The organism is Methylobacterium sp. Ger2507 (assembly GCF_055231875.1).
On record NZ_JBUYVC010000001.1, the window covers coordinates 1,732,637 to 1,757,927 of the forward strand.

Sequence of the window (25,291 nt, forward strand, 5' to 3'; positions counted from 1 at the left end):
GTTTGGGCGATACGCCTGGACCATGGGCTCGGGGTCCTGCGCTCGGGGGCCTGCGCGTGGGGTCCTGCGCTTGGCGCACGGGGCGGGCGCTGCTATCTGCGGGCGACCTGTTTCCCATTCCAAGAAACCGTGCGCCGGGTCCGTCCCTTGGACGGCGGGCCGCGCGCGCCGGAGATCGCATCCTCGATGACAACGACGCCCATCGACAACATCCGCAATTTCTCGATCGTCGCGCATATCGATCACGGCAAGTCGACGCTGGCCGACCGGCTGATCCAGACCACCGGCACCGTGGCGCTGCGCGACATGAGCGAGCAGATGCTCGACTCGATGGATATCGAGAAGGAGCGGGGCATCACCATCAAGGCCCAGACGGTGCGGCTCGAATACAAGGCCGAGGACGGCAAGGACTACATCCTCAACCTGATGGACACCCCCGGCCACGTCGACTTCGCCTACGAAGTCTCGCGGAGTCTCGCCGCCTGCGAAGGTTCGCTCCTGGTGGTCGATGCCTCGCAGGGCGTCGAGGCGCAGACGCTGGCCAACGTCTACCAGGCGCTCGACGCCAACCACGAGATCGTGCCCGTCCTCAACAAGATCGACCTGCCGGCGGCCGAACCGGAGCGCATCCGCGCCCAGATCGAGGAGGTGATCGGCATCGACGCCTCCGAGGCCGTGGCGATCTCGGCGAAGAGCGGCCTCAACATCGAGGCGGTGCTGGAGGCCATCGTCACCCGCCTGCCGCCGCCCAAGGGCGACCGCGACGCACCCCTCAAGGCCCTGCTGGTCGATTCCTGGTACGACGTCTATCTCGGCGTCGTCGTGCTGGTGCGCATCGTCGACGGCGTGCTCAAGAAGGGCATGAACATCCGCATGATGCGGGCCGACGCGGTCCACGGCGTCGACAAGATCGGCGTGTTCCGCCCGAAGATGGCCGATATCGCCGAGCTTGGCCCGGGCGAGGTCGGCTTCTTCACCGGCTCGATCAAGGAGGTGGCCGACACCCGCGTGGGCGATACGCTCACCGAGGACAAGCGCCCCTGCAAGGAGATGCTGGCAGGCTTCAAGGACGTGCAGTCGGTGGTGTTCTGCGGGCTCTTCCCCGTCGATGCCGCCGAGTTCGAGACCCTGCGCAGCGCCATGAGCAAGCTCCGGCTCAACGACGCGTCGTTCTCGTATGAAATGGAAACCTCGGCGGCCCTCGGCTTCGGCTTCCGCTGCGGCTTCCTCGGGCTGCTTCACCTCGAGATCATCCAGGAACGCCTGGAGCGCGAGTTCAACCTCGACCTGATCTCCACGGCACCCTCCGTGGTCTACCGCCTGCAGATGACGGACGGCACCATCAAGGAGCTGCACAACCCGGCCGACATGCCGGACGTGATGAAGATCACCGCCATCGAGGAGCCGTGGATCCGCGCCACCATCCTCACCCCCGACGAGTATCTCGGCGGCGTGCTCAAGCTGTGCCAGGACCGGCGCGGGACACAGGTCGACCTCAACTACGTCGGCAAGCGTGCCATGGTCGTCTACGACCTGCCGCTCAACGAGGTGGTGTTCGATTTCTACGATCGCTTGAAGTCGATCTCCAAGGGCTATGCCTCGTTCGACTACCACATCTCGGATTATCGCGAGGGCGACCTCGTGAAGATGTCGATCCTGGTCAATGCCGAGCCGGTCGACGCCCTGTCGATGCTGGTCCACCGCACCCGCGCCGAGCATCGCGGCCGGGCCATGTGCGAGAAGCTGAAGGACCTGATCCCGCGCCACCTGTTCCAGATCCCGGTCCAGGCGGCGCTCGGCGGCAAGATCATCGCCCGCGAGACCATCAAGGCCCTGTCCAAGGACGTGACCGCCAAGTGCTACGGCGGCGACATCTCGCGCAAGCGCAAGCTCCTCGACAAGCAGAAGGAGGGCAAGAAGAAGATGCGCCAGTTCGGCAAGGTCGAAATCCCGCAGGAGGCGTTCATCGCCGCCCTGAAGATGGACGATTGAGCCGGGCCCCGGAGGTGGAGCCGAACGCCGCCCCCATCCCGCTCACCGTCCTGATCCGGACGCTGAACGAGGCTGACCGCATCGCGGCCTGCCTCCGCTCGGTCCTGCCCCTGGGAGCCGAGATCCTGGTGATCGACGCCGGCTCGACCGATGCCACGGTGGCGATCGCCGAGTCCCTCGGCGCCCGGGTGGTGGTCAATCCCTGGCCGGGATTCGGGCCGCAGCGGCGCTTCGGCGAGGACCTCTGCCGCCACGACCACGTCTTCAGCGTCGACGCCGACGAGATCCTGACCCCGGAGATCGTCCGGGAGATCCGGGGGATCTTTGCGGCTCCCCCGATCCCGTCCCTGATGATCGTCCGCAAGGCGATGGTGCTGCCGCATCACGCTCGGCCGTCGCCCTGGGCGTTCTGCACCGAGAACATCTATCTCTACGACCGGCGCGTGGCCCGCACCACCGACAACCCGAACTGGGACAAGCTCGCGATCACCACGGCCGAGAAGCCGGTGACGATCCGGTCCGTGGTCTGGCACCACACCTTCCGAGATTGGAACCACGCCATCGCCAAGTCGAACTATGTCGGGCAGCTCGCCGCCGACACCCAGCCGATCGGATCGCGCTTCGAGACCGGCCTGCGCCTGGTGTTCGAATACCCCCTCAACTTCCTGAAATTCTACATCCTGCGCCGGTTCTTCCTCGCCGGCCTCGACGGTTTCGTGATGGCGAGCGTGCTGGCCTATGGCCGCTTCATCCGGATCGCCAAGATGCACGAGGCCACCCGCGGCCGGCCCTCCACCGGGCTCCCCTTCCTGCGCCGCGCCAAGCGCGCTGCGTCGGACACCCAGGCCGATCCGGGCTGAGGCCCGGCGGATCGGCGTCGCAGGCCTCAGGCCCCCTGGCCCGTCAGGTGACGCGTCGCTTGGCCGAGGTCCCGGCCCTGGTCACGCAGGCGCACCGAGGTGGCCTCCAGCGCCCGCGAGGACGAGAGCGCATCGGCGGTGGTCGCCCTCAGGGCGTCGAGATGGTCGGTCGTCTGCCCGATGGTGGCACGGGCGCGGCCGATCCCGTCCGCGATCGCGCCGGCGGCGACCTGATGCGCGGCGCTGACGGTGCCGATGTCGCTGGCCTTGCGCTGGACGGTTTCGATCTCGGACTGAACCTGCGACAGCGAGGCGGTCGACCGGGCGGCGACCTGCCGGAGCTGGTCGACCTGGGCGCCGATCTCGGCGGTGGCCTCGGCGACCCGGCTCGAAAGGGCCTTCACCTCCGTCGCCACCACGGCGAAGCCCCGTCCGGCCTCACCGGCGCGGGCCGCCTCGATGGTGGCGTTGAGCGCCAGCAGGTTGGTCTGGCCAGCGATGGCGGAGATCAGCGCGCTGATCTGGCCGACGCCGGCGATCCGGTGCTGCAGGTCGGTGAACACCGCCACCGCCGCCTCCAGGGCCTGGGCCGATCCGCCCGCCACCGTCCCCACCTGCGCCGCGTGGGCCGAGGCCTCGCGCGAGAGCGCGACGAGGTCCTGCGCCGCCCGGGTCACGGCCTCGATCTCCCGCGAGGCCTCCGCCGAGGTGCGGTCGACCTCCAGGCGCCGCTCTTCCACGTGGCCGGCGACGCCCAGCACCGTCCGGGCTCCGTCCTCCACCGCCACCGTGGTCTCGGCGAGCTGGCGGGCAATGCCGTCGAGGGTCACCGTCAGGGCGTGCGCCCGGTCGCGCCGGGCGTGCTCGGTCAGCGCCAGCGCGAGGCGGTCGCCCACATAGGCCATCAGCGCCAGAAGGTCGTCGTTCAGTTCTGCGGCCTCGCGCGAAAAGAATTCCAGCACGATCTCGACCCGCTCCTCGACGCGGACCGGGAACATGAAGCAGCCCCGCACCCCGTTGCGGCGGGCGGTCCCGGCCCGGACGAAGCCCGCCAGCGCCGTCACGTCGGCGCAGGAGACCGGCGCGCCGCCGGCCGCCACCCGGCCGACGAGGCCCTGGCCGGGGGCGAACACCGCCCGCTCGGAGATCGCCACGAAGTCCGCCGCGTCCGTCCCGCCGTCGCCCGCCGCGAAGGACCAGGTCCGCATCGACAGCATCGCCCCGTCCGGGTCGCGGCGGCGATAGGCGTGCCCGATCGGCCAGCCGGTGAAGCCGGCCACGATCCCGAGGCAGTCGCGGGTGGCGGCCTCGGGGGTCGGCGCCGTGCTGCAGGCCCGCGCCACGGCGTCGAGGAAGGCGAGAATCGCGGCGAGATCGTGCGGCGCGGATCTGGGCGCGGGCTCGCGCCGGGAGGGGGTGAACCAGGACGTCAGGGTCTTCAAGGTCGTCCGGCGCACGCGGGGCCTCGGCGAAGGAGGGCAGGGCGGACGCGCGGCGCCCGTAGCGCCAGGATAGGGAGACCGGCCTTGACGGACCCTGTCCGGCCGGGGGTTGCGCAGCGCAAAGTGACGCCAGACCGCGAGCGAATTTTCACCATTGCGGGCCGCGCTGATTACGGAGGCGCCATCCGCACGGTGCCGCGTCCGGCCGCCTTGGCGGCGTAGAGGGCGGCGTCCGCCCGGGTGAACAGGTCGACCGGGTTCGCCTGCGCGGCGCGCGCGACCCCCACGGAGGCGCCGAAGTGCAGGCTCACGCTGCCATGGACGAACGGCACCCGCATGGCCCGCACGATGCGCTGACCGATGGCCTCGCCGACGGCCCCGTCGGCATCGTGGCCGATCAGGACGGCGAACTCGTCGCCGCCGATGCGCGCCACCAGATCGATCGCCCGGCAGGCGTCGCGCAGGCGCCGCGCCGCTTCGGCCAGGCAGGCATCCCCGACCGCGTGCCCGTGGGCGTCGTTGATCGCCTTGAAGCCGTCGAGGTCGATCAGCAGCAGGGCGCCGGTCTCCGGCATCTCCGCCAGCCGGGCGTCGAACACGCTGCGGTTGGACAGCCCGGTCATCCGGTCGAACTCGGCCTGGTAGCGCATCCGGTCGGCGTGCCGCTTGGCGTCCGTGATGTCCTGCTTGAACCCGAAGAGCCGGACCGGCTGGCCCGCCCGGACCTCCACGCTGGCGGAGATCCGGATCGCCCGGCGGCTGCCCCGGAGGGTGACGATCTCGGATTCGAGGGTGAAGGACGTGCGCCGGGCGATGGCCTCCGCGCGCATCGCCACCAGGGTCCGGCGCGCCTCCTCGGTGTAGCAGGCCAGGGTCGCCTGCCGGCTCACCGCCGATCCGTGCGGCATCTCGAACAGGTCGTAGACGCCCGCGCTCCAGCGCAGGGTCTCGCAGGGCAGGCGGCATTGCCACAGGCCGATCCCGGCCGCCGCCGAGGCGCGCTCGAACACGTGCTCCTGGTCGGCGAGGGTTTCGGCCTGTTGCCGCACCAGGGCGGTCTGCGCCGCGAGGTCGCGCCGGAGTTCGGCGATCATCGCGGCATCGCGCGCCTGCTGCGCGGCCGCCGCATCCGCGACCTTGCCGGCGAGCCGCAGGGCCGCCGAGGCCAGATCGACACCCGGCGGGCGCTCGGACGGAGCGGTGGCCGCCGGGGTACTGAGAAGGTCGTACCCGGTGGGAGCCAAGGCGGGTGGTTCCTGCGTGCGGTCTTGGAGCGAGCGCAAGGTCCCGGAGCGCCTTCGCGACCCGGGATGTTTCGGCAAAAAACCGTACCGGACGCAAAGTTAAGGTTCGCTCTCGGGATCTGCCGTGCGGCGCGATCTGCGTGGAGATCGACTTCGGGGTCTACTCGGCCGCCTTGTCTACGGCCTCGACCACCTCGGCCTTGTCGGCGGGCGGCTCGGCGCTGGCCATCGCCTTGCGCTCCAGCATCGGCTGAAGGCGATCGGCGAGCTGCTGGCCGAGATGGCGGGTATAGGCGGTCTGGAAGTAGCGGGCGCCGGTTCCGCGCCCGTACAGGCGGTCATGGGCCTGAATCATCGCGTCGACCTCGGGCCGACACAGGAAGCCGGTGATCCCGGCGGCCTCGTACCAGCGTCCGGCCCGGGCATGCCGCAGGGCGGCGGGATTGGCCAGCACGGTCTCGGCGAAGCAGTCCGTCGCCGCAATCTCGAGGGGCGACATCACCCGGTGCGGGTGGGCCGGATTGCGGCCCGCAGCCTCGGCCGCAGCGCCCCAGCCCAAGGTCATCACCACCGCGCCGAACAGCAAAGCTCTCATCAGGGAAGCCCCGTGCCAAATCGTTCTCGATCGGGACTGAGTATTCCTCACGGATTTCGTCGGGAGAAGGGCAGAACCGGGCCGTCGACGTTCGGGGCCGCGATCGGCGTACCGATGTGGCACGCCCATCACAGGGGCTCGGCCGAGGGATGCAGAGAGATTCCCGGATCGGCGCGCCGGCCGGAGGCGCCTCAGCCCCGGCGCTCGGCGTTCCAGCGGCCGCTGCAGCCGATCACGCCGGTGGTGGTCCAGGTGCCGTTGCCCATGCCCTGGCGGCCGAGACGGCCGATCACGTCGGCGTGATCGTCGCCGCGGGAGATCACGGCCCGCACGGCGCCGTTCTGCGCCACCCGCCCGCGGATGTTGAACTCGCCGCCGGCATAGCTGGCTTCCCCGCGCCGGATCTGCACGCCGTAGCGATAGGCGCGGTCGCAGGGGCCGTCGAGGGTGACCACCTCGATGCTCCAGGTCCCGTCGTAGCGGTTGGGCACCTGCACCTTCTTGGTGGCGGCACCGGCGCTGCCGACGGAGACGCTCAGGAGCACGAGGGAGGTCGCCGCCAAAGCGGTCATCGACCGGGGGGTGACGGCAAGGGCTGGGCGTCGCATGGCTTTCCGTTCTGGGTTCGACTCGACGAGCCACAAACCATCGAAGAGCGGTCGCGGTTGCGCAATCAGGCCTGCGTCGCGTGCGCCAGCGCTCCCGTCAGCAGGGCCAGGACGTCGCCCCCGGCCTGGAGGTATCCGTCGACGCCCGCCGCGGTCAGGGCTTCGGCGAGGTCGCCCGGCTTGCCGGCGAGGTACAGCGTGACGGCGCCCGCCGCCTTGAGCGCCCGGGCGGCATCCGCCGCATGGGTGGCGTAGAGCGCGTCGGACGAGCACAGGCAGGCGATGCGTGCGCCGGAGGCGCGGAACGCGTCGGCCAGGGCCGCCGGATCGGTGAAGCCCTCCTGGTTCACCGCCTCGATGCCGCCGGCCGCGAAGGCGTTGGCGGCGAAGGTCGAGCGCGCGTTGAACACCGCGACCGGACCCAGATTGGCGAGGAACACCGAGGGCCGCCGGCCGGTCGCCGCGAGGGCCGCGTCGGAGGCGTCGCGCAGGGCCTCGTAGGGCTCGGCGAGGCGCCCGGAGGGCAGGGGGGCGCAGGTCACGGCCGGGCCGGTGCCGAAGCCGCCGGCAGGCGGCGCCGTCACGGGGGCGACCTCCAGAACCGTCACGGGCTTCTCCGCCAGGTAGGGGAACTCGCTGGCGCCGGTCAGCGCTTCGCGGCGGGTGGCGACATTCTTGGCCCGGGTGGCCCGGGTGGCGGCGATCCGCTCCTGGATCGCGCCGGCTCGGAGGCTCGCCACGATGCCGCCTTCGCGCTCGATCGCCTGGAAAGCGGTCCAGGCCGCCTCGGCCAGCTTCTCCGTGAGGGTCTCGAAGCTGCCCGCGCCGGCGGCCGGGTCGGCGACGCGGGCGAGGTTGGATTCCTCGATCAGCACGATCTGGCTGTTGCGCACCACCCGGCGGGCGAAGGCGTCGCTGAGTCCGAGCGCCGCCGTGTAGGGCAGGGCGGTGATCGCGTCGGCACCGCCGAGGCCGGCCGAGCAGGCGGCCATGGAGGTGCGCAGGATGTTCACGAAGGGGTCGCGCCGGCTCATCATCCGCCAGGCGGTCTCGGCATGCAGGCGCAGGGGCTTCGGCGCGAGGCCGCAGGCCGCTTCCACCCGGGCCCAGAGCCGGCGCATGGCGCGGAACTTGGCGATGGTCAGGAATTCGTCGGCATCCGCCGTGAGCAGCACCGCGACGGCGTCGCGGGCGCGTTCGAGCGCATGCCCATTGGCCTCCAGGGCGCGCAGGTAGGCGACCGCCGTGGCCAGGGCGGCGGCGAGTTCGGTCGCCTCGCTGGCGCCGGCCTCGTGGTAGGGCCGGCCATCCGCGAGGCAGGCCCGGCCGCTGAAGCCCTCGGCGTCGAAGGTCGCGAGCGCGCCGGCGATCCCGGCGCCGAAATCTTCCGCCAGGGTCCCGCCCGAGGCGAGGACGCCGATGGGATCGAGGCCGAGGTCGAGGTCGAGGCCCTTCAGGGTCTCGCCGCGCGCCGCCACGACAGCGCGGATCAGGTGGGCGGCCTCCAGGCCGCGCGCGCCCGCATCGAGGCGGGTGGCGATCAGCGGCAGCATCACGTTGCCGAGGGCGGCGTCGAGGTCGGTGGCCGTCGTGGCGGTGAGGCCGTAGCCGCGGGCCGCCGGTGCGCCGGCGAAGACCAGGGTCAGGGCATCGGACCCGCCTTCGAGGTCGGCGAGCGCGAGGGCGCTGGCGGTGGCACCGTCCGGATGGTCGACCCGCTGCGAGACGCGCCACGGCCCCGGAGCCCGGGCGGGCTGCGCCACCGGCGAGGCCGGATCGTAGAGCGGTTCGATGCGGATGCCGTCCGCCGTCTTGGAGACCAGGCGCTTCTCGAAGTCGCCGCCCTTCAGGACCCCGTCGACGAGGCCGAGCCAACGCTCGCGGGTCGCGGGCGGGAACAGGTCGGCGAGGGGACGGTCTTCCATCGGGGCTGGCCTCCGCGTGTGCTTTTACGCCGGTCGATGCTGACCGGTCGCCGGCCAGGAACGACCGGACCTTGGTTCCGGACAGCCCTTGCACGGCGTCGCGCACGGACGCAATCGCCCCCTCGTCTTGTATTTTATATCCCAGCGCCGAATACGCTCGACGCGGGCTTTGTCGTCGTCGTTCCAGCCTGTTCGGTCTCGGAGGACCGTCCGAAAACCTTCGCCGCCGGACGATCGACTGACGTCGGGCCCGGAATCGCTGATCCGAAGCCGATCCGCCGGATCGCCTATCCGAAAAGGATCAGGCCGGCGAAACCGAGCGAGCCGACGATGATGCGCCACCAGGCGAACAGCCGGAAGCCGTGGGAGGAGACGTAGTCGAGCACCGTCCGCACCACGATGAAGGCCGAGATGAAGGCCACGATGAAGCCGATGACGATCAGGCCGGTGTCGTCCCGCGACAGGTTCTTGTAATTGTCGAGCAGGTCCTTGGCGAAGGCCCCCGCCATGGTGGGAATCGCGAGGTAGAACGAGAACTCGGTGGCCGAGCGCTTGTCGGCGCCCATCAGCATCGCGCCCACGATGGTGGCGCCCGAGCGCGACACGCCGGGGATCATCGCGATGCACTGGAACAGGCCGATCTTGAAATCCATCGGCAGGGTGAAGTCGAAGACGTCCCGCTTCTTCACGTCGAGGTCGGTGTCGTCGAGGACGAGGAGCACGATGCCGCCGGCGACCAGGGTCGCGCACACGATCCAAGGGTTGAAGAGGTAGTACTTGATGTATTTCGAGAACAGGCCGCCGATGATCGCCGCCGGCAGGAACGCCAGCAGGATGCCGAGGACGAAGCGGCGCGCCTTCGGGTCGTTCGGCAGCGCCAGGGTGATGCCGAGGAGCCGGCGGAAATAGACCGCCAGGATGGCCAGGATCGCGCCGAGCTGGATCAGCACCTCGAAGGTGTTGTTCGGCGATTCGAAGCCGATGAAGTGGCCGACCAGGAGCTGGTGCCCGGTGGACGAGACCGGGATGAACTCCGTCGCCCCCTCGACCACGCCGAGCACGACCGCTTTCGCGATGCCCATCGCATCCATCATCTGTTCGCCTCGCGGGTTGGGGATGTGTCGGTCGGACTTGAGTTCGAAAGCCCCGGCCGGTCTGCGGTGGCGGCCAGGACCGCTCGACGCGCGCGAATCGTCCTGCGGGTTCGACCTTGATCCATCCAGGTTGCCTGATCCATCCAGGTTGCCTGATCCATCAAGGTTGACGGACGGTTATCGCGTTCGCGACATGCGTGTTAATGAGGCGGCAACGATCGGGCAATAAGTCTTTCTTTGCCGCTCATCCCGCAGGGCCTCGACGCGCTCCGTCTCCCGGCACACCTCCCCCGTTCGAAACGGCCTCGATGGCGACGCTTTACCATTCCTCCTTCTGCCCGCATTCGCGCTTCATCCGCCTGGTCCTGTCCGAGATGGGCATGGAGCCGACGCTGATGGAGGAGCGATCGTGGGACCGGCGCGAGGCCTTCCTGCTGATCAATCCGGCCGGGACCACGCCGGTCCTGGTGGAGCAGACCGGGCTCGCGATCCCGGGGGCGGGCATCATCGCCGAGTATCTCGACGAGACCCGGGGCCTCGGCCTCAGCGGCCGGCGCCTGCTGCCGGAGACCACGGCGGCGCGGGTCGAGGTCCGGCGCCTGCTCGACTGGTTCCTGGTCAAGTTCGACGCCGAGGTGACCGAGTACCTGGTCACCGAGAAGATCTCGAAGCGCTTCATGAACAGCGCCAATGGCGGCGGCCCGCCGGACATGAACGCCATTCGCGCCGCGCGCACCAACGTGCGCTACCACATGAAGTATATCGGCTACCTGATGTCCCGCCGGAAATGGCTGGCGGGCGACCATCTGACCTATGCGGATCTCGCGGCGGCGGCCCACCTCTCCTGCGTGGATTATCTCGGCGACGTGCCATGGGACGAGGACGAGACGGCGAGGGACTGGTACGCGCGGGTGAAGTCGCGTCCGTCGTTCCGCACGCTGCTGGCGGACCGGGTGCCCGGCATGGCCCCGGCGGACCATTACGCGAACCTGGATTTTTGAACGCAGCGCACGACGCACCGCAAGCATACGACGCACCGGACCTGCCGGCGGCCCGCGCCGCGTCGCCGGGCCGCCCTGCGTCGAAACCCGCACGGCCGATCCTGGCCGGGGCGGAGCTGCGCCGGGCCGTCGAGGCGCGGGCGCGGCTGCTCGGCTTCGAATCGATCCGCATCACCCGGCCCGACGCCGTGCCCGAACTGCAGGACCGGCTCCCCGCCTGGCTCGGCGAGGGCCATCACGGCACCATGGACTGGATGGTCGAGCGGGCCGACCAGCGCGCCGACCCCGCCACCCTGTGGCCGGGCGTGCGCAGCATCGTCATGCTGGGGATGAATTACGGCCCCGAGGCCGATCCCCTGGACCTCCTGGCCCGGCGCGACCGGGGCGCCATCGCGGCCTATGCCCAGCGCCGCGACTACCACGAGGTGGTCAAGGGCAAGCTGAAGGAACTGGGCGGCTACCTCTCGGCCAAGGGCGACGTCCGCGTGAAGGTGTTCGTCGACACCGCTCCCGTGATGGAGAAGCCGCTGGCGGCCGCCGCCGGCCTCGGCTGGCAGGGCAAGCACACGGTGCTGGTGTCCCGCACCCTTGGCAACTGGCTCCTGCTCGGCGCCATCTACACCTCCGCCGACCTGACCCCCGACGCGCCGGAGGCCGACCATTGCGGCTCGTGCCGGCGCTGCCTCGACATCTGCCCGACCGGTGCCTTTCCGGCGCCCTACCGCCTCGATGCGCGCCGCTGCATCGCCTACCTGACCATCGAGCATGCCGGGCCGATTCCGACGGAGTTCCGGTCGGCCATCGGCAACCGCGTCTTCGGCTGCGACGATTGCCTCGCAATCTGCCCCTGGAACAAGTTCGCGGCGACGGCCGCGGAGGGGCGGATGGCCGCCCGGAGCGATCTCGCCGCCCCGCCGCTCGCCGACCTCGCCCGCCTCGACGACGCGGCCTTCCGCGCCCGCTTCGCCGGCACGCCGGTCAAGCGCACCGGGCGGGATCGATTCCTGCGCAATGTCCTCATCGCCATCGGCAACTCCGGTGATCTCGGCCTCGCCGCCGAGGCCGAGCGCTGCCTGGACGATCCCGCGCCCCTGGTGCGCGGCATGGCGGTGTGGGCGCTCGGGTGCCTGCTGGCGCCCGCGCCGCTGCGCGCGCTTTTCAACGCCCGGGGTTTGGGCGAAACCGACGCCACGGTCCGGGGCGAGTGGGACTTGGCCCTGGACCCGACCCCGCCCGAGACGACAGGACAGACGCCGACATGAACCTCTTCGTCTTCGGACTCGGTTTCACCGCCCGTCGATTCGTGGAGCGTGCCCGCGACCGCTTCGGCGTGGTCCGCGCCACCGTGACCGATCCGTCCCGGGCCGGCCCCAGCGATCTCGCCGAGATGCGGGCCTTCGGACCGGACTCCGATGACCCCCGCATCGCGGCCGACCTCGCCGATACGGATGTGCTGCTGGTTTCGGCCCCGCCCGCCCGCGACCTCGACACGACCCTCGCGGTATACCGCGAGGCCATCGCGGCCAGTCGCATCGGCTGGATCGGCTATCTGTCGACCATCGGTGTCTACGGCGATCACGAGGGCGCCTGGATCGACGAGTCGACGCCGCCCCGCCCGGTGAGCGGCCGTTCCCGTGGGCGCCTCGCCGTCGAAAATCAGTGGAACGCCCTCGGCGCCGAGACCGGCAAGGCCGTCCAGGTCTTTCGTCTCTCCGGCATCTACGGCCCGGGCCGCAACCCGATCGTGAAGCTGCGGGAGGGTAAATCGCAGCGAATCATCAAGCCGGGACAAGTGTTTAACCGGATCCACGTCGACGATATCGCGACCACGCTGCTGGCCTCGATCGCCCATCCCCGCGCCGGTGCCACCTACAACGTCACCGACAACGAGCCGACCCCGCCGCAGGTCGTGACCGAATATGCCGCCAAGCTCGCCGGCCTACCGCTGCCGCCGGAGGTGGATTTCGAGACCGCCGACCTGAGCCCGATGGCCCGCAGCTTCTACGGCGAGAACAAGCGGGTGCGAAATCGCCTTATCCAAGAAGAGCTTGGCGTGACGCTCGCCTATCCGACCTACCGCGAAGGCTTGGCCGCCCTCGCGGCGGATGCACGAACCTGAGGTTGCCTTACGCCGCCTGGCGGTTCGCCGCCGGCGCGAAATGCTCCCGGTAGCGTGCCGCGATGGCCGAGACGGGCAGCACCACGAAGACGTCGGTGGTGCCGAACTGATGGTCCACGACGGCCCCGTCGCCGAAGGTCGCGCCGATCCGCAGGTAGCCCTTGATCAGCGGCGGCAGCGCCTGGAGCGCGGCCTTCGGGTCCACGGCCTCGCGAGCCACCCGGTTCATCGCCACGTAGCGCTCCGGCAGGGCGCGGGCACACCAACCCTCCGAGGCCCGGGCATGGTGGTGCAGGAAGCTCAAGGGGAGTGCGAGCCGATCCGGGTCCGTCCCCTCCAGGCTGGCGCAGCCCAGCATGGCATCGATGCTATGGTGTTGAACATAGGCCCAGATTCCGGCCCAGAGCAGTTCCACCGTGCGCTTGGTCCGATAGGGCTTCAGCACGCAGGAGCGCCCGAGTTCGAGGAACCGCGCCCCCGGATTGGCCGCCATCAGAGGGGCGATGTCGTATTCGCCGGCCGTGTAGAACCCGAAATTGCGGTCGGCCGCATCCTGCCGCAGCAGCCTGTAGGTCCCGACAACCTTGGGTTGGGTGCGCCGGAACGGCTTGGCGGCGAAGTTCGGCGTGTCCGTGGCGGCGTGATCGATCACCAGGAGGTGGTCGCAGACCGCATCGTACTCGTCGACGTCGCGGCGCGACAGCATCGCAAGACCGCTGGGGACTGCCGACATTTCCTCGAAGAACACCCGGTAGCGCAGGCGCTGCGCCCGCCGGATCTCCGAAGCGGAGGTGGCCAGCCGCACCTCGAGGGAGCCGATACGGCCGAGGGTCGGCGCGAGCCCCGGGGCGGCGAGGGGCGTTCTGAGGCGGGGCTTGAACCGGATCGGCGCCCCGCCCGCAGGGAGCAGAAGCCCACTGCGCCCCGCTTCGGCGGTGCGCTGCTTCAGCCGGGCGAAGGGCGCATGAACGTGCGCCTCCCAGCCATTAAGCCACGCCGTGGAGGCATCGCGCGCGAAGTTCGGGACCATCGTCCAATCCGCCCTGTCGGGACCGCGAGGCGTGCTCCGCTGGAGCCCTTGGCCTCGTGCCTTCGGGAGGTCACATCACCACGAAGCGCACACGCTTTTATGACAAGGATTGCTGTTTTTCCAGAGGGGCTTGCCGGAGGAGAAGGTCCACCCTCCGACGACGCCCCGATGGGTAGTCGCCGAAGGATCCGACGCTGGTCTCAGACGAACTGGTTCAGGCCTGGGACGGAGCCGACGATCGGGCCCATCACGTCCTCGCCGGCCTTCTCACGGCCATAGGCGAACAGTTCCTGGCCGAGCGGCTGCATCTGGCCCATCGGCACGCCGGCAGCCATCAGCTTCTGCCCGAGCGCCATGACGCCACCACCCATCATGCCGCCGAGCATGCCCATCAGGCCGCCGCCGCCGGCTTCGCCGGCATTGGTTTCGGCGATCGCGGCCTCGGATCCCGGCAGAGCGCTGAGCAACTGGCTCACCTCCGTGGCCGGCCCCTCCTTCTGCAGGAAGGCCAGGATGTGGCCGATGGCGGTCTGCGCCGTTGCGGCATCGAGGCCGGTCCGGGTCGTTACGCGGGCGATCAACTCTTCCATCTTAAACGGACTCCTGCACGGTCGGCATCTCTGCACGGTCGGGATCTTGTCCATCCGGCCTCGCCGACGCGAAATCAAGAGCGCTCGGCGAACCGCTGGAAAATGCCGCGCCCGGGCGCCATAACGCTCACGGTCGACGCTTCGGCGCTGCGACGGGCACGAGGAGCGGACGATCATGCAGGACGACGGTACGATCCTAGTCGGCAAGGCGCCCCTCAAGGATGGAAGTCTGAAACCCGAGGGCCTGACGCTTCGGCTCGCCAACCGCCACGGCCTCGTGGCCGGAGCGACGGGCACCGGCAAGACCGTGACCCTGCAGGTGATGGCGGAGGGATTCTCCAATGCCGGCGTCCCGGTCTTCGCCGCCGATATCAAGGGCGATCTCTCGGGGCTGGCCGTTGCCGGCGAGTCGAAGCCGGTCTTCGTCAAGCGCGCCGACGAGCTCGGCATTCCCTACGAGCCCGACCGCTTTCCGACCGTGTTCTGGGATCTGTTCGGGGATCAGGGCCATCCGATCCGCTGCACCGTCATCGAGATGGGGCCGTTGCTGCTGGCGCGCCTGCTGGAACTCAACGACACCCAGGAGGGCGTGCTCAACATCGCTTTCCGGGTCGCGGACGACAACAAATGGCCGGTCCTCGATCTCAAGGACCTCCGTGCCCTGCTGCTCCACCTCACCGAGAACCTGAAGGCGGTCTCGGGCCAGTATGGCAACGTCTCGGCGGCCTCCGTCGGCGCCATTCAGCGACAACTCCTGATGCTGGAGAACCAGGGCGCCGACCGGTTCTTCGGCGAGCCGGCCCTCGACCTCAACGATTTCATGCGGGTGGACCGCGAGGGCCGGGGCATCGTCAACATCCTGGCTGCCGACAAGCTGATGCAGCGGCCCCGGCTCTATGCCTCGTTCCTGCTCTGGATGCTCTCGGAGCTGTTCGAGCAGCTGCCGGAGGTCGGCGACCTCGACAAGCCGAAGCTCGTCTTCTTCTTCGACGAGGCGCACCTCCTGTTCGACGACGCCCCGAAGGCCCTTCTGGATGCGGTGGAGCAGGTGGTACGCCTGATCCGCTCGAAGGGCGTCGGCGTCTACTTCGTGACGCAGAATCCTCTCGACGTACCGGAATCGGTCCTCGGCCAGCTCGGAAACCGGGTGCAGCATGCCTTGCGCGCCTTCACGCCCCGCGATCAGCGCGCCGTGAAGGCCGCCGCCGAGACATTCCGCCAGAATCCCGGCTTTGACGTCGCCAAGGCGATCACCGAACTCGGCGTTGGTGAGGCGCTCGTCTCGTTCCTGGAAGCCAAGGGCACGCCGTCCGTGGTCGAGCGCGCCCTGATCGCACCCCCGCAGGGCCGAGTCGGTCCGATCACACCGGCCGAGCGGGCCGATCTCATCGCAAAAAGTCCCGTGCGCGGAAAGTACGACCAGTCCGTCGACAACGAGAGTGCCTACGAGATGCTGGCCGCCCGCAAGGGGCTCGACGGCAGCGGAACCGACGGCCCGGAGGTGACGGAGGGCGGTTTGGGCGGGATGCTCGGGAGCTGGCTCGGCGGCGTTCTCGGCACCAAGCCGGTGGGGAAGGGGCGCCGCCCGCCCCCGAGCCTTGCCGAACAGGTCCTCGGCAACGCCGCGCGCTCGATGGCACGGAAAGTCGGGACCGAGGTGGGCAATGCGATCCTTCGCAACGTGCTCGGCGGATTGACGAAGCGGTAGGCCCGGTCACCTCGGTGCCACCCGCCGTCATTGACAAATCACCCCATCCCCGCCTATCCACCCCCTCTCGCGCGGCTTCCTCGACGAAGTCCGCGCGTTTCGCGTTCGCCCCCGGCTCGATCCGATGGTGCGGATGACCTGAACAAGAAGACGGTCCAGGATTCGCCGCGAGGCGCGCCGGAGGCCGGCAGAGAACACGAAGAGAGAACGATGTTCGCAGTCATCAAGACGGGCGGCAAGCAGTATCGCGTTGCCGCCAACGACACCATCACGATCGCCACGCTCGAAGGCGAAGCCGGTTCGGCCGTCACCTTCGGTGACGTGCTCCTGTTCACGAACGGCGAAGGCGCCACTCAGGTCGGCGCGCCGCTGCTCTCGGGCATCAGCGTCACCGGCGAGATCGTCAGCCACGGCCGCGACGCGAAGGTCATCGCCTTCAAGAAGCGCCGCCGTCAGAACTCCCGCCGCAAGCGGGGCCACCGCCAGCATCACACGGTGGTCCGCATCACCGGCATCAGCGCCTGACGATCCGACCTGAGATCCAAGACTTCGGAGTAATTTCCCATGGCTCATAAAAAAGCAGGCGGCTCGTCCCGCAACGGCCGCGACTCGGCTGGTCAGCGCCTCGGCGTGAAGAAGTTCGGTTCGGAAGCCGTCATTCCGGGCAACATCATCGTGCGCCAGCGCGGCACAAAGTGGCATCCCGGCACCAATGTCGGCATCGGCACGGACCACACCCTGTTCGCCAAGGCGGCCGGCCGCGTGCTGTTTGAGACGAAGCGCGGTCGCGCCTTCGTCACCGTTGTCCCGATGCAGGAAGCTGCCGAGTAAGGCGCTTCCCCGAGGCTCTCACGGGATCTTCCCGGGAGAGGGCCTAGCCACCACATGATCCCGGGGAAGATGGGAAACCATCTTCCCCGTTGTCGTTTCATGCTTTGTCGTTCCGGCGACACACGACATCCCGACATCCGAACTGATCCGAGCCCGCCCGTGAAATTCCTCGACGAAGCCAAGGTCTATGTCCGCTCCGGCGACGGTGGCGCCGGATGCGTGGCCTTCCGCCGTGAAAAGTTCATCGAGTTCGGCGGCCCGAACGGTGGCGACGGCGGGCGCGGCGGCGATGTCTGGGTCGAGTGCGTCGACGGCCTCAACACCCTGATCGACTACCGCTACCAGCAGCACTTCAAGGCCAAGAAAGGCGAGCACGGCATGGGCTCCAACCGCCACGGTGCCAACGGCGCCGATGTGGTGCTGAAGGTTCCTGCCGGAACCGAGATCCTGGCCGAGGACGGCGAGACCCTGATCGCCGACATGACCCATGTCGGCCAGCGTGTGCGTCTCGCCAAGGGCGGCAACGGCGGTTTTGGCAATGCCTACTTCACCACGTCGACCAATCGGGCACCGAAGCACGCCAATCCGGGCTTGGAAGGCCATGAGCAGTGGGTGTGGCTGCGCCTGAAGCTGATCGCCGATGCGGGACTGGTCGGGCTTCCCAATGCGGGCAAGTCGACCTTCCTCGCCACCGTGACGGCGGCCAAGCCCAAGATCGCCGATTATCCCTTCACCACCCTGCATCCGGGACTCGGCGTCGTACGCTCCGATGAGCGGGAATTCGTGCTTGCCGACATTCCGGGATTGATCGAGGGCGCTCATGACGGCGTCGGCTTGGGCGACAAGTTCCTGGCCCACGTGGAGCGCTGCCGGGTGCTGCTCCACTTGGTGGAGGCGACGAACGAGCATGCCGGCCAGACCTACAAGCTCGTCCGGCGCGAACTGGAAGCCTACGGCAACGGCCTCGACGAAAAGCCTGAAATCGTCGCGCTCTCGAAGGCCGACGTCGTCGATCCGGATGTGTTGAAGGAGCAGGTTGCCCGTCTGAAGCGTGCCTCGAAGAAGAAGCCGCTGGTGCTTTCCTCAGCCACGGGCCTCGGTGTGCAGGATGCCCTGCGGGCGCTTGCTCGCGAGATGGATGCGGCGAAGCTGGCAGAGGCCGAGGCGCAGCCGGCCGAGGCGTGGCAGCCCTGAACGGGAGCGCACGGCCCTTGTGCCGGCGACACGCGCTCGTCACAAACGCTTCACCGTCCTCCCGCCGACACTGCCGATGACCACCGACGTCCAGATCCCCAATCTCCACGACTTCCGCCGTATCGTCATCAAGGTGGGCTCGGCTCTGCTCGTTGACCGCGTGCGCAGTCGTCTGCGCCATGCCTGGCTGAGCGCTTTGGCAGAGGACATCGCCGATCTTCACGCCAGCGGGACGGATGTGCTGGTCGTCTCATCGGGGGCCATCGCGCTCGGCCGGACGGTGCTCGGCTATCCGCCCGGCACCCTGCGCCTGGAGGAGAGCCAAGCCGCAGCGGCCGTGGGGCAGATCGCCCTGGCGCGCCATTGGTCCGAGGCCCTTGGGCATCACGGCATCGCCGCCGGGCAAATCCTGGTGACGCCGCAGGACACCGAGGAACGTCGGCGTTACCTCAATGCCCGCGCCACGGTGCTCAAGCTCCTCGAAGTGCGCGCCGTCCCGGTCGTCAACGAGAACGACACGGTCGCTACCAGCGAGATCCGCTACGGCGACAACGATCGTCTGGCCGCCCGCGTCGCCACGATGATCGGAGCCGACGTCCTGGTGCTGTTCTCCGACATCGACGGCCTCTATACGGCTCCGCCGCATACCGATCCGAATGCGCAGCACCTTCCAATCATCGAGCGGATCACGCCGGAGATCGAAGCGATGGCTGGTGGTCCGGCCTCCGAACTCTCGCGCGGCGGTATGCGCACCAAAGTCGAAGCAGCCAAGATCGCTGCCAGCGGCGGCACCCACATGGTCATTGCCGATGGGCGCGAGAAGAATCCGCTGCGAACCATCCTGAAGGGGGGGCGCTGCAGCTGGTTCCTATCAGGCTCCAACCCGGTGACAGCGCGCAAGAGCTGGATCGCCGGCTCCCTGGAGCCACGTGGTATCCTCACCGTCGATGCTGGCGCCGCGCGTGCTCTCCAGGGTGGCGCCAGCCTGCTGCCTGTGGGCGTGACCCGCGTCCAGGGCGGGTTCGGACGCGGCGATGCCGTGGTGATCCGGGATGAAGCTGGACGGACCCTTGGACGCGGACTCGTGGCCTATGACAGCGACCAGGCCCTGCGCATCATCGGCCGGCCGAGCCGGGAGATCGCCGATCTTCTGACCCATCCGGGACGCGCGGAAATGGTACACCGCGATGACCTCGCGATGGTGGGGGAATAGCTGATCCGTCAGCCCGTATGCTTGTTCTAATGGCCTCTGGCGTGGCATGACGGGTCGGAACACAAGGCGGCCGCGTGCCATCGCGACGGTCGCGAGGATTAAGGCCGTGCCCGTTCTGAACCTGCGATCCGAGTTTACGCCCCCCGCCGATCTCTCCACGGAGATGAACGCCCTGGGCCAGCGTGCCCGTGCTGCGGCCCGCAAGATCGCTCTCGCTCCAGCTCAGATCAAGGACACCGCGCTTCGCCTCATCTCCGAACGCCTCCGGGCGGAGCGGAATACGATTCTGGCGGAAAACGCTCTCGACGTCGAGGCGGCCCGCGCCGCGGGCCAGACCCAGGCGCTCCTCGACCGCCTCACCCTGGACGAAGGGCGTCTGGGGGCGATTGCCGACGCGGTGGCCAAAATCGGAGCGCTCCCTGATCCGGTGGGGCGGCAGATCGCTGCCTTCGAGCGGCCCAACGGCTTGTTGATCGAACGCATTGCCGTGCCTCTCGGCGTCATCGGCGTCATTTTCGAGAGTCGGCCCAACGTCACGGCCGATGCGGGCGCGCTCTGCCTTAAAGCGGGCAATGCGGCGATCTTGCGCGCCGGGTCCGACAGCCACCGCTCTGCCATGGCCATTGCGCGTGCCATGCGGGCAGGGCTGGAGGCGGCGGGTCTTCCGGCCGACGCCATCCAGATCGTGCCGACCCGGGATCGCGCGGCGGTCGGCGCCATGCTGTCCGGCCTCGACGGTGGTATCGACGTCATTGTGCCGCGCGGCGGGCGCGGGCTGGTCGAGCGGGTGCAGGCGGAAGCTCGCGTCCCCGTCTTCGCCCATCTCGACGGTATCTGCCATGTCTACGTCGCGGCGGGCGCGGACCTCGAGATGGCCCGCACCATCGTTCTTAACAGCAAGATGCGGCGCACCGGCATCTGCGGGGCCGCCGAAACCCTGCTTGTCGACCGCGCCTGCGCCGACACGCATTTGGCGCCGCTCGTCATTGCGCTTCTCGAGTCCGGATGCGCCGTGCGCGGCGATTCGGCCACGCAGGCGATCGATGCCCGCGTCAGCGCCGCCACGCCGGTCGATTGGCGCACCGAATATCTCGACGCCATCATTTCGGTTCGGGTCGTCGACGGTCTCGATGCCGCCATCGAACATATCGAGACCAACGGATCGCATCACACCGACGCGATCATCACCGATGACCTGACGGAAGCCTCACGCTTCCTGGCGGAGGTCGATTCGGCCATTGTCACACATAATGCCTCGACCCAGTTCGCCGACGGCGGGGAGTTCGGCTTTGGTGCCGAGATCGGCATCGCCACCGGACGCATGCACGCACGTGGGCCGGTGGGGGTCGAGCAACTGACCACCTTCAAGTACCGGGTTCACGGCAACGGGCAGACGCGCCCTTGACGCCAACTCCCGCGATCCGATCGAGGCGCGATGCGCCTTGAGGCGTCGGGCCCGGCGCATCTGCCACCCGTTTCGCCGGGCCTGCGCATCGGTCTTTACGGGGGCTCGTTCAATCCGGCGCATCTCGGACATCGGCATGTCAGCCTCGTCGCCCTGAAGCGGCTGCGGCTTGATGCGATCTGGTGGATGGTGACGCCAGGTAACCCGTTGAAGGATCGGGGCGACCTCGCTGCCATCAACCGCCGGGTCGAACGGGCGCAGCGCGTCGCCGACCATCCCCGAATCCGGGTCACGGATTTCGAGTCGCAGATCGGCGCCCGATACACCCGTCAGTCCTTGCGGTTCCTCACACAGAGAAATCCGGCTGTGCGGTTCGTCTGGATCATGGGAGCCGACAGCCTCGCGACATTTCACCGCTGGCAGGGATATTTGGAGATCGCCGCCCTGATGCCGCTCGCCATCGTCGATCGTCCGGGCTTCACCCTGACCGCACCGGCCGCTCGCGCCGCCCACGTCCTTGCGCGCTGGCGCATCGCGGAATCGAACGCGGCAAGCTTGTCTGATCGCGCAGCTCCAGCTTGGGTTTTCCTCCACGGGCCGCGTTCGACCCTCTCGTCCACGGCTCTGCGAGCCGGCCCAGACGTGTTCGCATAGGCGTCTGTACGAGACGGCGGGTGCCTTCGATGGAAAAGGCAAGAGCCACGTTCCACTTTATCCCTATTCGGAGTACGATGGTGGGATGACGATGGCGATTGCAGGAACCCAGACGCTGAACGACGCGGTCCACACCGGAGCCCCGGGCTCCGAGGAATCCACCAACCGGAAGATCGACGATCTCCGGAGCCTCGCCCTCGAATGCCTCGAGGACATGAAAGCCGAGGAGACGATTGAGATCGATCTCATGGGCCGAACCTCCCTGGCCGATACGATGATTATCACGTCAGGCCGCTCTCAGCGCCATGTCGGCGCGATCGCGGATCGCGTCCTCCAGGAGATCAAGTCCAAAGGGCTTGGTACGGCTCGGGTCGAGGGGCTTCCGGCTTGCGATTGGGTGTTGATCGATGCCGGCGACATCATCGTGCACATCTTTAGACCGGAAGTGCGCGGCTTCTACAATCTGGAAAAAATGTGGGGGGCCGACCGTCCCGCCGCTGCCCTGGCCGAATGAAGTCCAGCGCATCGTGCGCTTGCTGGTCGCGGCAGTTGGCCGTCTGAAGCCCGGTCCCGAACGAGATCTCGCCGCGCGATATCGTGAGCGAGCCGTTCAAGTCGGGCGGGGACTCGGGTTCGCAGCCTGCGACATCGCCGAAATTCCCGAGAGCCGCGCACGGCGCGCACAGGACCGTGCGTCCGAGGAGGGGGCGGCCATCCTTGGGCTTGCTTCCGCAACCGGTGCCGTGCTGGCTGTCTACGATGAGCGCGGACGCTCCGATCTGACCAGCGAGCTCATCGCGGAGCGTGTCGGGAGCTGGCGTGATGCAGGACGCTCAGCCCTCATCCTCGCAATTGGGGGCGCTGATGGTCTGGACCCGTCCGTCCGGTCACGTGCCGAACTGGCCCTGTCGTTCGGAGCCGCCACCTTGCCGCATGGGCTTGTGCGCGTCCTCGCCCTGGAGCAGGTGTACCGCACGCTGACGATCCTTGCCGGCCACCCGTATCACCGCGGAAACCTCGACGACCGATGACATCGGGCACCCGACGTAGACGTACTGGGGTGAGGAGCGGCCTGATGATGGCCGCTTTCTTCGCTCTCACGTGCGTACCCCGCGCCGAGGAGCCCTCGACGCCGGAGGCTGTCCAGAACGCGCTCGACGAGAAGACCCGCCGCGCCGACAACCTGAAGCGCATCGAAGACGCGCTTGCGGCCAGTACGGGAGCCAGGGCCAAATTCGAGGCGGAGATTACCGCCATCGGCGGCGACCGGGCCAAGCTGAACACCGCCCTCGTCGATGCCGCGCGTCAGGCCCAGGCCACCGAAGTTCGTATGAGCCGACTCGAGGACCGCCTGAAGACCCTCGGAACCAGTGAGACGGCACTTCGGCGCTCGCTCGAATCCCGGCGGGGCGTTATCGCGGAGATCCTTGCCGCGCTCCAGCGCATGGGTCGCCGGCCGCCGCCGGCGGTCCTGGTCCGTCCCGAGGATGTGCTCGCGGTCATCCGCACGTCGATGCTGCTTGGTGCAGTCGTGCCCGAATTGCGCGGGGAAGCCGAGACCCTGGCCGGCGACCTGACCGAACTCGTCCGCCTGAAGGGTCTCATCGCTGCCGATCGCGAAGGATTGACCAACGATCTGGCGGGTTGGGCGCGGGAACAGCAGCGCCTGAATGCTCTCATCGCGGCGCGCCGGACACGACAGGCCGAGGTCGAGAGCGGGCTGGCCGCCGAGCGGACCCGCACTGCCGAACTCTCGGTTCAGGCTCGAAGCTTGAAGGAATTGCTCGACCGGATGGAGGGGGAGGTCGCGTCGGCGCGCCGGGCCGCCGATGAGGCCCGGGCCGCTGAAACCCGCGAGGTCCGCGCCACCCAGGAGCGCTTCGCGGTCGCCGCGGCGCGTGACCCGGCTCGCTTGGCGCCGAAGGTCCGTTTCGTCGACACGCGGGGGGACCTGCCGCGTCCCGTCAGCGGCGCCCTCCTGCGCAGCTTCAACCAGCCCGATGGTAATGGCGGAAGCACCCGCGGCATATCGCTCTCGACCCGGCCGAAAGCGGTGGTTTCCTCACCGGCCGATGGCTGGGTGTCCTTTGCCGGCCAGTTCCGGTCGTACGGGCGACTCTTGATCATCAACGCCGGCGATGGCTACTATCTCTTGTTGGCGGGGATGGACCAGATCAACGTCGAGGTCGGCCAGTTCGTGCTCGCGGGCGAGCCGGTGGCGGCGATGGGGGAGGGCGGCACCAGTCCCGAAGCGGCGGGCGGTGATCGCAGCGATCCGGTCTTATACGTTGAGTTCAGAAAAGACGGCGGCTCCATCGACCCGGAGCCTTGGTGGGCGAAAAGCCCCAGCGAGAAGGTTCGCGGATAATGCGCAAGGTTTCCCTCGTTCTAGTCGGCGCGTTCCTCGGCGTCGGGTCTTCCATGGTCGCGACCCAGACCCGCCTTCTCTCGGGGACGAGCGCGGTTGCGGCCTCCGCCGAGACCTACCGTCAACTCAGCCTGTTCGGTGACGTGTTCGAGAAAATCCGCACGGACTACGTGGAGAAGCCCGATGAGGCGAAGCTGATCGAAGCGGCCGTCAACGGCATGCTCACCTCGCTCGATCCGCATTCGAGCTACATGGACTCCAAGAGCTTCCGCGACATGCAGGTGCAGACACGCGGCGAGTTCGGCGGCCTGGGTATCGAGGTCACGATGGAGGATGGCCTGATCAAGGTCGTCACGCCGATCGACGACACCCCCGCCTCGAAGGCCGGTATCCTCACCAACGATATCATCACTCAGATCGACGAGGATCAGGTTCAGGGCCTCACCCTGAACCAGGCCGTCGACAAGATGCGCGGTCCTGTGAACTCGCCCGTGAAGCTGAAGATCAGCCGCAAGGAGTCGAAGGATCCAATCGAAGTCACGCTCAATCGCGATGTGATCAAGATCAAGCCGGTGCGCTCGCGCGCCGAGGGCGGCGACATCGGCTACATCCGCCTGACTCAGTTCAACGAGCAAACCTTCGATGGCTTGCGTGCCGCGATCGATAAGCTCAATACCGACATCGGCGCCGACAAGCTCAAGGGTTACGTGCTGGATCTGCGTAACAATCCCGGCGGCCTTCTCGACCAGGCCGTGATGGTCTCCGATGCCTTCCTCGATCGCGGAGAAATCGTCTCGACGCGCGGCCGCAATCCGGACGAGACTCAGCGGTTCTCGGCCAAGGCCGGCGACCTGACCAAGGGCAAGCCCATTGTTGTCCTGGTCAATGGCGGTTCCGCCTCGGCCTCCGAGATCGTTGCCGGTGCGTTGCAGGATCATAAGCGTGCCACGGTGCTGGGCACCCGGTCGTTCGGCAAGGGCTCCGTGCAGTCGATCATCCCGCTCGGCGGAAGCGGTGCACTCCGCCTGACCACCGCGCGCTACTACACGCCGTCGGGCCGTTCGATCCAGGCCAAGGGGATCGAGCCGGATCAGGAGGTCCTGCAGGAAGTGCCGGACGAACTGAAGGGCAAGGACGAGACCAAGGGCGAGGCCGGCCTGAAGGGGCACCTGAAGCAGAAGGACGTCGAGGAGCGCGGCGGGTCGTCTGCTTACGTTCCGCCGGACCCGGCCAAGGACAAGCAGCTCACGGCAGCCTTCGATTTCCTGCGTGGAATCCAGAAGGGCGCGGCCAACACGCCGAAGGCAGTTGTGCCGAACTGAGGCGGATGCCCGGCGGCCCTTAGCGAAGCCTTAACCACCGCGGTCCCCAATGTCGGTTCAGGACCGATGTTGGGGGCCGTCGCCGTTTCGGGCGGA

At 68.4% G+C, this 25,291-nt stretch carries 24 protein-coding genes; 16 read left to right on the forward strand and 8 right to left on the reverse strand.

The window, feature by feature from the left end; all coding sequences use genetic code 11:
- Nucleotides 1–186 precede the first annotated feature (186 nt).
- Together lepA and ACV7NL_RS08060 are read left to right on the forward strand one after the other, a co-directional pair.
- Nucleotides 187–1,992: a translation elongation factor 4 gene (lepA, locus tag ACV7NL_RS08055; RefSeq protein ID WP_056180052.1), complete on the forward strand. Its 1,806-nt coding sequence runs from the start codon at nt 187–189 to the stop codon at nt 1,990–1,992.
- Nucleotides 1,989–2,852: a glycosyltransferase family 2 protein gene (locus ACV7NL_RS08060; RefSeq protein ID WP_463355367.1), complete on the forward strand. Its 864-nt coding sequence runs from the start codon at nt 1,989–1,991 to the stop codon at nt 2,850–2,852. The genes lepA and ACV7NL_RS08060 overlap by 4 nt, the downstream gene beginning before the upstream one ends.
- 26 nt (nt 2,853–2,878) lie before the next feature.
- On the opposite strand, the gene ACV7NL_RS08065 is transcribed toward ACV7NL_RS08060, so the two are convergent.
- From ACV7NL_RS08065 to ACV7NL_RS08090, 6 genes are all read right to left on the reverse strand, one after another.
- Nucleotides 2,879–4,309 carry a methyl-accepting chemotaxis protein gene (locus ACV7NL_RS08065; RefSeq protein WP_463355368.1) on the reverse strand — a complete coding sequence of 477 codons (1,431 nt, stop codon included), beginning with the start codon at nt 4,307–4,309 and terminating at the stop codon, nt 2,879–2,881.
- A gap of 155 nt (nt 4,310–4,464) precedes the next feature.
- Nucleotides 4,465–5,538: a diguanylate cyclase domain-containing protein gene (locus tag ACV7NL_RS08070; RefSeq protein WP_463355369.1), complete on the reverse strand. Its 1,074-nt coding sequence runs from the start codon at nt 5,536–5,538 to the stop codon at nt 4,465–4,467.
- Nucleotides 5,539–5,698: 160 nt separating this feature from the next.
- The gene (locus ACV7NL_RS08075; RefSeq protein WP_056484073.1) at nt 5,699–6,133 is read right to left on the reverse strand and encodes a hypothetical protein; all 435 of its coding nucleotides are present in this window, start codon (nt 6,131–6,133) and stop codon (nt 5,699–5,701) included.
- A 191-nt stretch (nt 6,134–6,324) separates the two neighbouring features.
- Nucleotides 6,325–6,741, reverse strand: coding sequence for a hypothetical protein (locus ACV7NL_RS08080; RefSeq protein ID WP_056179405.1), 417 nt, complete (start codon nt 6,739–6,741; stop codon nt 6,325–6,327).
- A 65-nt stretch (nt 6,742–6,806) separates the two neighbouring features.
- On the reverse strand, nt 6,807–8,666 hold the full coding sequence (locus tag ACV7NL_RS08085; protein WP_463355370.1) for a methylmalonyl-CoA mutase family protein: 1,860 nt from the start codon (nt 8,664–8,666) through the stop codon (nt 6,807–6,809).
- Nucleotides 8,667–8,953: 287 nt separating this feature from the next.
- Complete coding sequence (locus tag ACV7NL_RS08090) at nt 8,954–9,757, reverse strand: undecaprenyl-diphosphate phosphatase (protein WP_463357080.1); 804 nt, start codon at nt 9,755–9,757, stop codon at nt 8,954–8,956.
- Nucleotides 9,758–10,068: 311 nt separating this feature from the next.
- Between ACV7NL_RS08090 and ACV7NL_RS08095 the strand changes: the two genes are divergently transcribed.
- The 3 genes from ACV7NL_RS08095 to ACV7NL_RS08105 all read left to right on the forward strand — a co-directional run bounded on the left by ACV7NL_RS08095 (nt 10,069) and on the right by ACV7NL_RS08105 (nt 12,880).
- A complete protein-coding gene (locus tag ACV7NL_RS08095; RefSeq protein ID WP_056179414.1) occupies nt 10,069–10,761 on the forward strand; it encodes a glutathione S-transferase family protein in 693 nt (230 codons plus the stop codon).
- Nucleotides 10,762–10,877: 116 nt separating this feature from the next.
- Complete coding sequence (queG, locus tag ACV7NL_RS08100) at nt 10,878–12,023, forward strand: tRNA epoxyqueuosine(34) reductase QueG (RefSeq protein ID WP_463357081.1); 1,146 nt, start codon at nt 10,878–10,880, stop codon at nt 12,021–12,023.
- Nucleotides 12,020–12,880: an SDR family oxidoreductase gene (locus ACV7NL_RS08105; RefSeq protein WP_463355371.1), complete on the forward strand. Its 861-nt coding sequence runs from the start codon at nt 12,020–12,022 to the stop codon at nt 12,878–12,880. The genes queG and ACV7NL_RS08105 overlap by 4 nt, the downstream gene beginning before the upstream one ends.
- A 7-nt stretch (nt 12,881–12,887) precedes the next feature.
- Here the strand turns inward: ACV7NL_RS08105 and olsB are convergent, their stop codons facing one another.
- Complete coding sequence (gene olsB / locus ACV7NL_RS08110; RefSeq protein ID WP_056179419.1) at nt 12,888–13,910, reverse strand: l-ornithine N(alpha)-acyltransferase; 1,023 nt, start codon at nt 13,908–13,910, stop codon at nt 12,888–12,890.
- 200 nt (nt 13,911–14,110) lie between these two features.
- Complete coding sequence (locus ACV7NL_RS08115; RefSeq protein WP_056179422.1) at nt 14,111–14,500, reverse strand: DUF2267 domain-containing protein; 390 nt, start codon at nt 14,498–14,500, stop codon at nt 14,111–14,113.
- Nucleotides 14,501–14,675: 175 nt separating this feature from the next.
- Here ACV7NL_RS08115 and ACV7NL_RS08120 point away from each other — a divergent pair, with 175 nt between their 5' ends.
- The 11 genes from ACV7NL_RS08120 (at nt 14,676) to ACV7NL_RS08170 (ending at nt 25,195) form a co-directional block, all read left to right on the forward strand.
- Nucleotides 14,676–16,208, forward strand: a complete 1,533-nt coding sequence (locus ACV7NL_RS08120) for a helicase HerA-like domain-containing protein (RefSeq protein WP_463355372.1) — start codon at nt 14,676–14,678, stop codon at nt 16,206–16,208.
- Between the two features lie 210 nt (nt 16,209–16,418).
- Nucleotides 16,419–16,733: a 50S ribosomal protein L21 gene (rplU, locus tag ACV7NL_RS08125; RefSeq protein ID WP_055947814.1), complete on the forward strand. Its 315-nt coding sequence runs from the start codon at nt 16,419–16,421 to the stop codon at nt 16,731–16,733.
- Between the two features lie 39 nt (nt 16,734–16,772).
- Nucleotides 16,773–17,039 carry a 50S ribosomal protein L27 gene (gene rpmA / locus ACV7NL_RS08130; RefSeq protein ID WP_056179428.1) on the forward strand — a complete coding sequence of 89 codons (267 nt, stop codon included), beginning with the start codon at nt 16,773–16,775 and terminating at the stop codon, nt 17,037–17,039.
- Nucleotides 17,040–17,198: 159 nt separating this feature from the next.
- Nucleotides 17,199–18,233 carry a GTPase ObgE gene (obgE, locus tag ACV7NL_RS08135; protein WP_247636945.1) on the forward strand — a complete coding sequence of 345 codons (1,035 nt, stop codon included), beginning with the start codon at nt 17,199–17,201 and terminating at the stop codon, nt 18,231–18,233.
- A 76-nt stretch (nt 18,234–18,309) separates the two neighbouring features.
- Nucleotides 18,310–19,446 (forward strand): glutamate 5-kinase, encoded by a 1,137-nt coding sequence (gene proB / locus ACV7NL_RS08140; RefSeq protein WP_463355373.1) that lies wholly within the window; start codon nt 18,310–18,312, stop codon nt 19,444–19,446.
- Between the two features lie 106 nt (nt 19,447–19,552).
- Entirely contained in the window at nt 19,553–20,851 is a 1,299-nt protein-coding gene (locus tag ACV7NL_RS08145) for a glutamate-5-semialdehyde dehydrogenase (protein ID WP_463355374.1), read from the forward strand.
- 30 nt (nt 20,852–20,881) lie between these two features.
- Entirely contained in the window at nt 20,882–21,505 is a 624-nt protein-coding gene (locus tag ACV7NL_RS08150) for a nicotinate-nucleotide adenylyltransferase (RefSeq protein ID WP_056484098.1), read from the forward strand.
- A gap of 172 nt (nt 21,506–21,677) precedes the next feature.
- On the forward strand, nt 21,678–22,019 hold the full coding sequence (rsfS, locus tag ACV7NL_RS08155; protein WP_338011489.1) for a ribosome silencing factor: 342 nt from the start codon (nt 21,678–21,680) through the stop codon (nt 22,017–22,019).
- 13 nt (nt 22,020–22,032) lie between these two features.
- Entirely contained in the window at nt 22,033–22,536 is a 504-nt protein-coding gene (gene rlmH / locus ACV7NL_RS08160) for a 23S rRNA (pseudouridine(1915)-N(3))-methyltransferase RlmH (protein WP_056484101.1), read from the forward strand.
- Nucleotides 22,537–22,583: 47 nt separating this feature from the next.
- The gene (locus tag ACV7NL_RS08165; RefSeq protein ID WP_463357082.1) at nt 22,584–23,873 is read left to right on the forward strand and encodes a murein hydrolase activator EnvC family protein; all 1,290 of its coding nucleotides are present in this window, start codon (nt 22,584–22,586) and stop codon (nt 23,871–23,873) included.
- The gene (locus tag ACV7NL_RS08170) at nt 23,873–25,195 is read left to right on the forward strand and encodes a S41 family peptidase (protein ID WP_056179446.1); all 1,323 of its coding nucleotides are present in this window, start codon (nt 23,873–23,875) and stop codon (nt 25,193–25,195) included. The genes ACV7NL_RS08165 and ACV7NL_RS08170 overlap by 1 nt, the downstream gene beginning before the upstream one ends.
- Nucleotides 25,196–25,291 lie beyond the last annotated feature (96 nt).

Bases quoted from the DNA above. Each gene is read 5' to 3' on its own strand.
- rplU (WP_055947814.1), top strand. From the start codon at position 16,419: ATGTTCGCAGTCATCAAGACGGGCGGCAAGCAGTATCGCGTTGCCGCC.
- ACV7NL_RS08115 (WP_056179422.1), bottom strand. From the start codon at position 14,500: ATGGAAGAGTTGATCGCCCGCGTAACGACCCGGACCGGCCTCGATGCC.
- rpmA (WP_056179428.1), top strand. From the start codon at position 16,773: ATGGCTCATAAAAAAGCAGGCGGCTCGTCCCGCAACGGCCGCGACTCG.
- ACV7NL_RS08170 (WP_056179446.1), top strand. From the start codon at position 23,873: ATGCGCAAGGTTTCCCTCGTTCTAGTCGGCGCGTTCCTCGGCGTCGGG.
- proB (WP_463355373.1), top strand. From the start codon at position 18,310: ATGACCACCGACGTCCAGATCCCCAATCTCCACGACTTCCGCCGTATC.
- ACV7NL_RS08075 (WP_056484073.1), bottom strand. From the start codon at position 6,133: ATGAGAGCTTTGCTGTTCGGCGCGGTGGTGATGACCTTGGGCTGGGGC.
- ACV7NL_RS08150 (WP_056484098.1), top strand. From the start codon at position 20,882: ATGCGCCTTGAGGCGTCGGGCCCGGCGCATCTGCCACCCGTTTCGCCG.
- ACV7NL_RS08095 (WP_056179414.1), top strand. From the start codon at position 10,069: ATGGCGACGCTTTACCATTCCTCCTTCTGCCCGCATTCGCGCTTCATC.
- ACV7NL_RS08090 (WP_463357080.1), bottom strand. From the start codon at position 9,757: ATGGATGCGATGGGCATCGCGAAAGCGGTCGTGCTCGGCGTGGTCGAG.
- ACV7NL_RS08165 (WP_463357082.1), top strand. From the start codon at position 22,584: ATGGCCGCTTTCTTCGCTCTCACGTGCGTACCCCGCGCCGAGGAGCCC.
- ACV7NL_RS08120 (WP_463355372.1), top strand. From the start codon at position 14,676: ATGCAGGACGACGGTACGATCCTAGTCGGCAAGGCGCCCCTCAAGGAT.
- ACV7NL_RS08105 (WP_463355371.1), top strand. From the start codon at position 12,020: ATGAACCTCTTCGTCTTCGGACTCGGTTTCACCGCCCGTCGATTCGTG.
- ACV7NL_RS08080 (WP_056179405.1), bottom strand. From the start codon at position 6,741: ATGCGACGCCCAGCCCTTGCCGTCACCCCCCGGTCGATGACCGCTTTG.
- ACV7NL_RS08085 (WP_463355370.1), bottom strand. From the start codon at position 8,666: ATGGAAGACCGTCCCCTCGCCGACCTGTTCCCGCCCGCGACCCGCGAG.
- olsB (WP_056179419.1), bottom strand. From the start codon at position 13,910: ATGGTCCCGAACTTCGCGCGCGATGCCTCCACGGCGTGGCTTAATGGC.
- lepA (WP_056180052.1), top strand. From the start codon at position 187: ATGACAACGACGCCCATCGACAACATCCGCAATTTCTCGATCGTCGCG.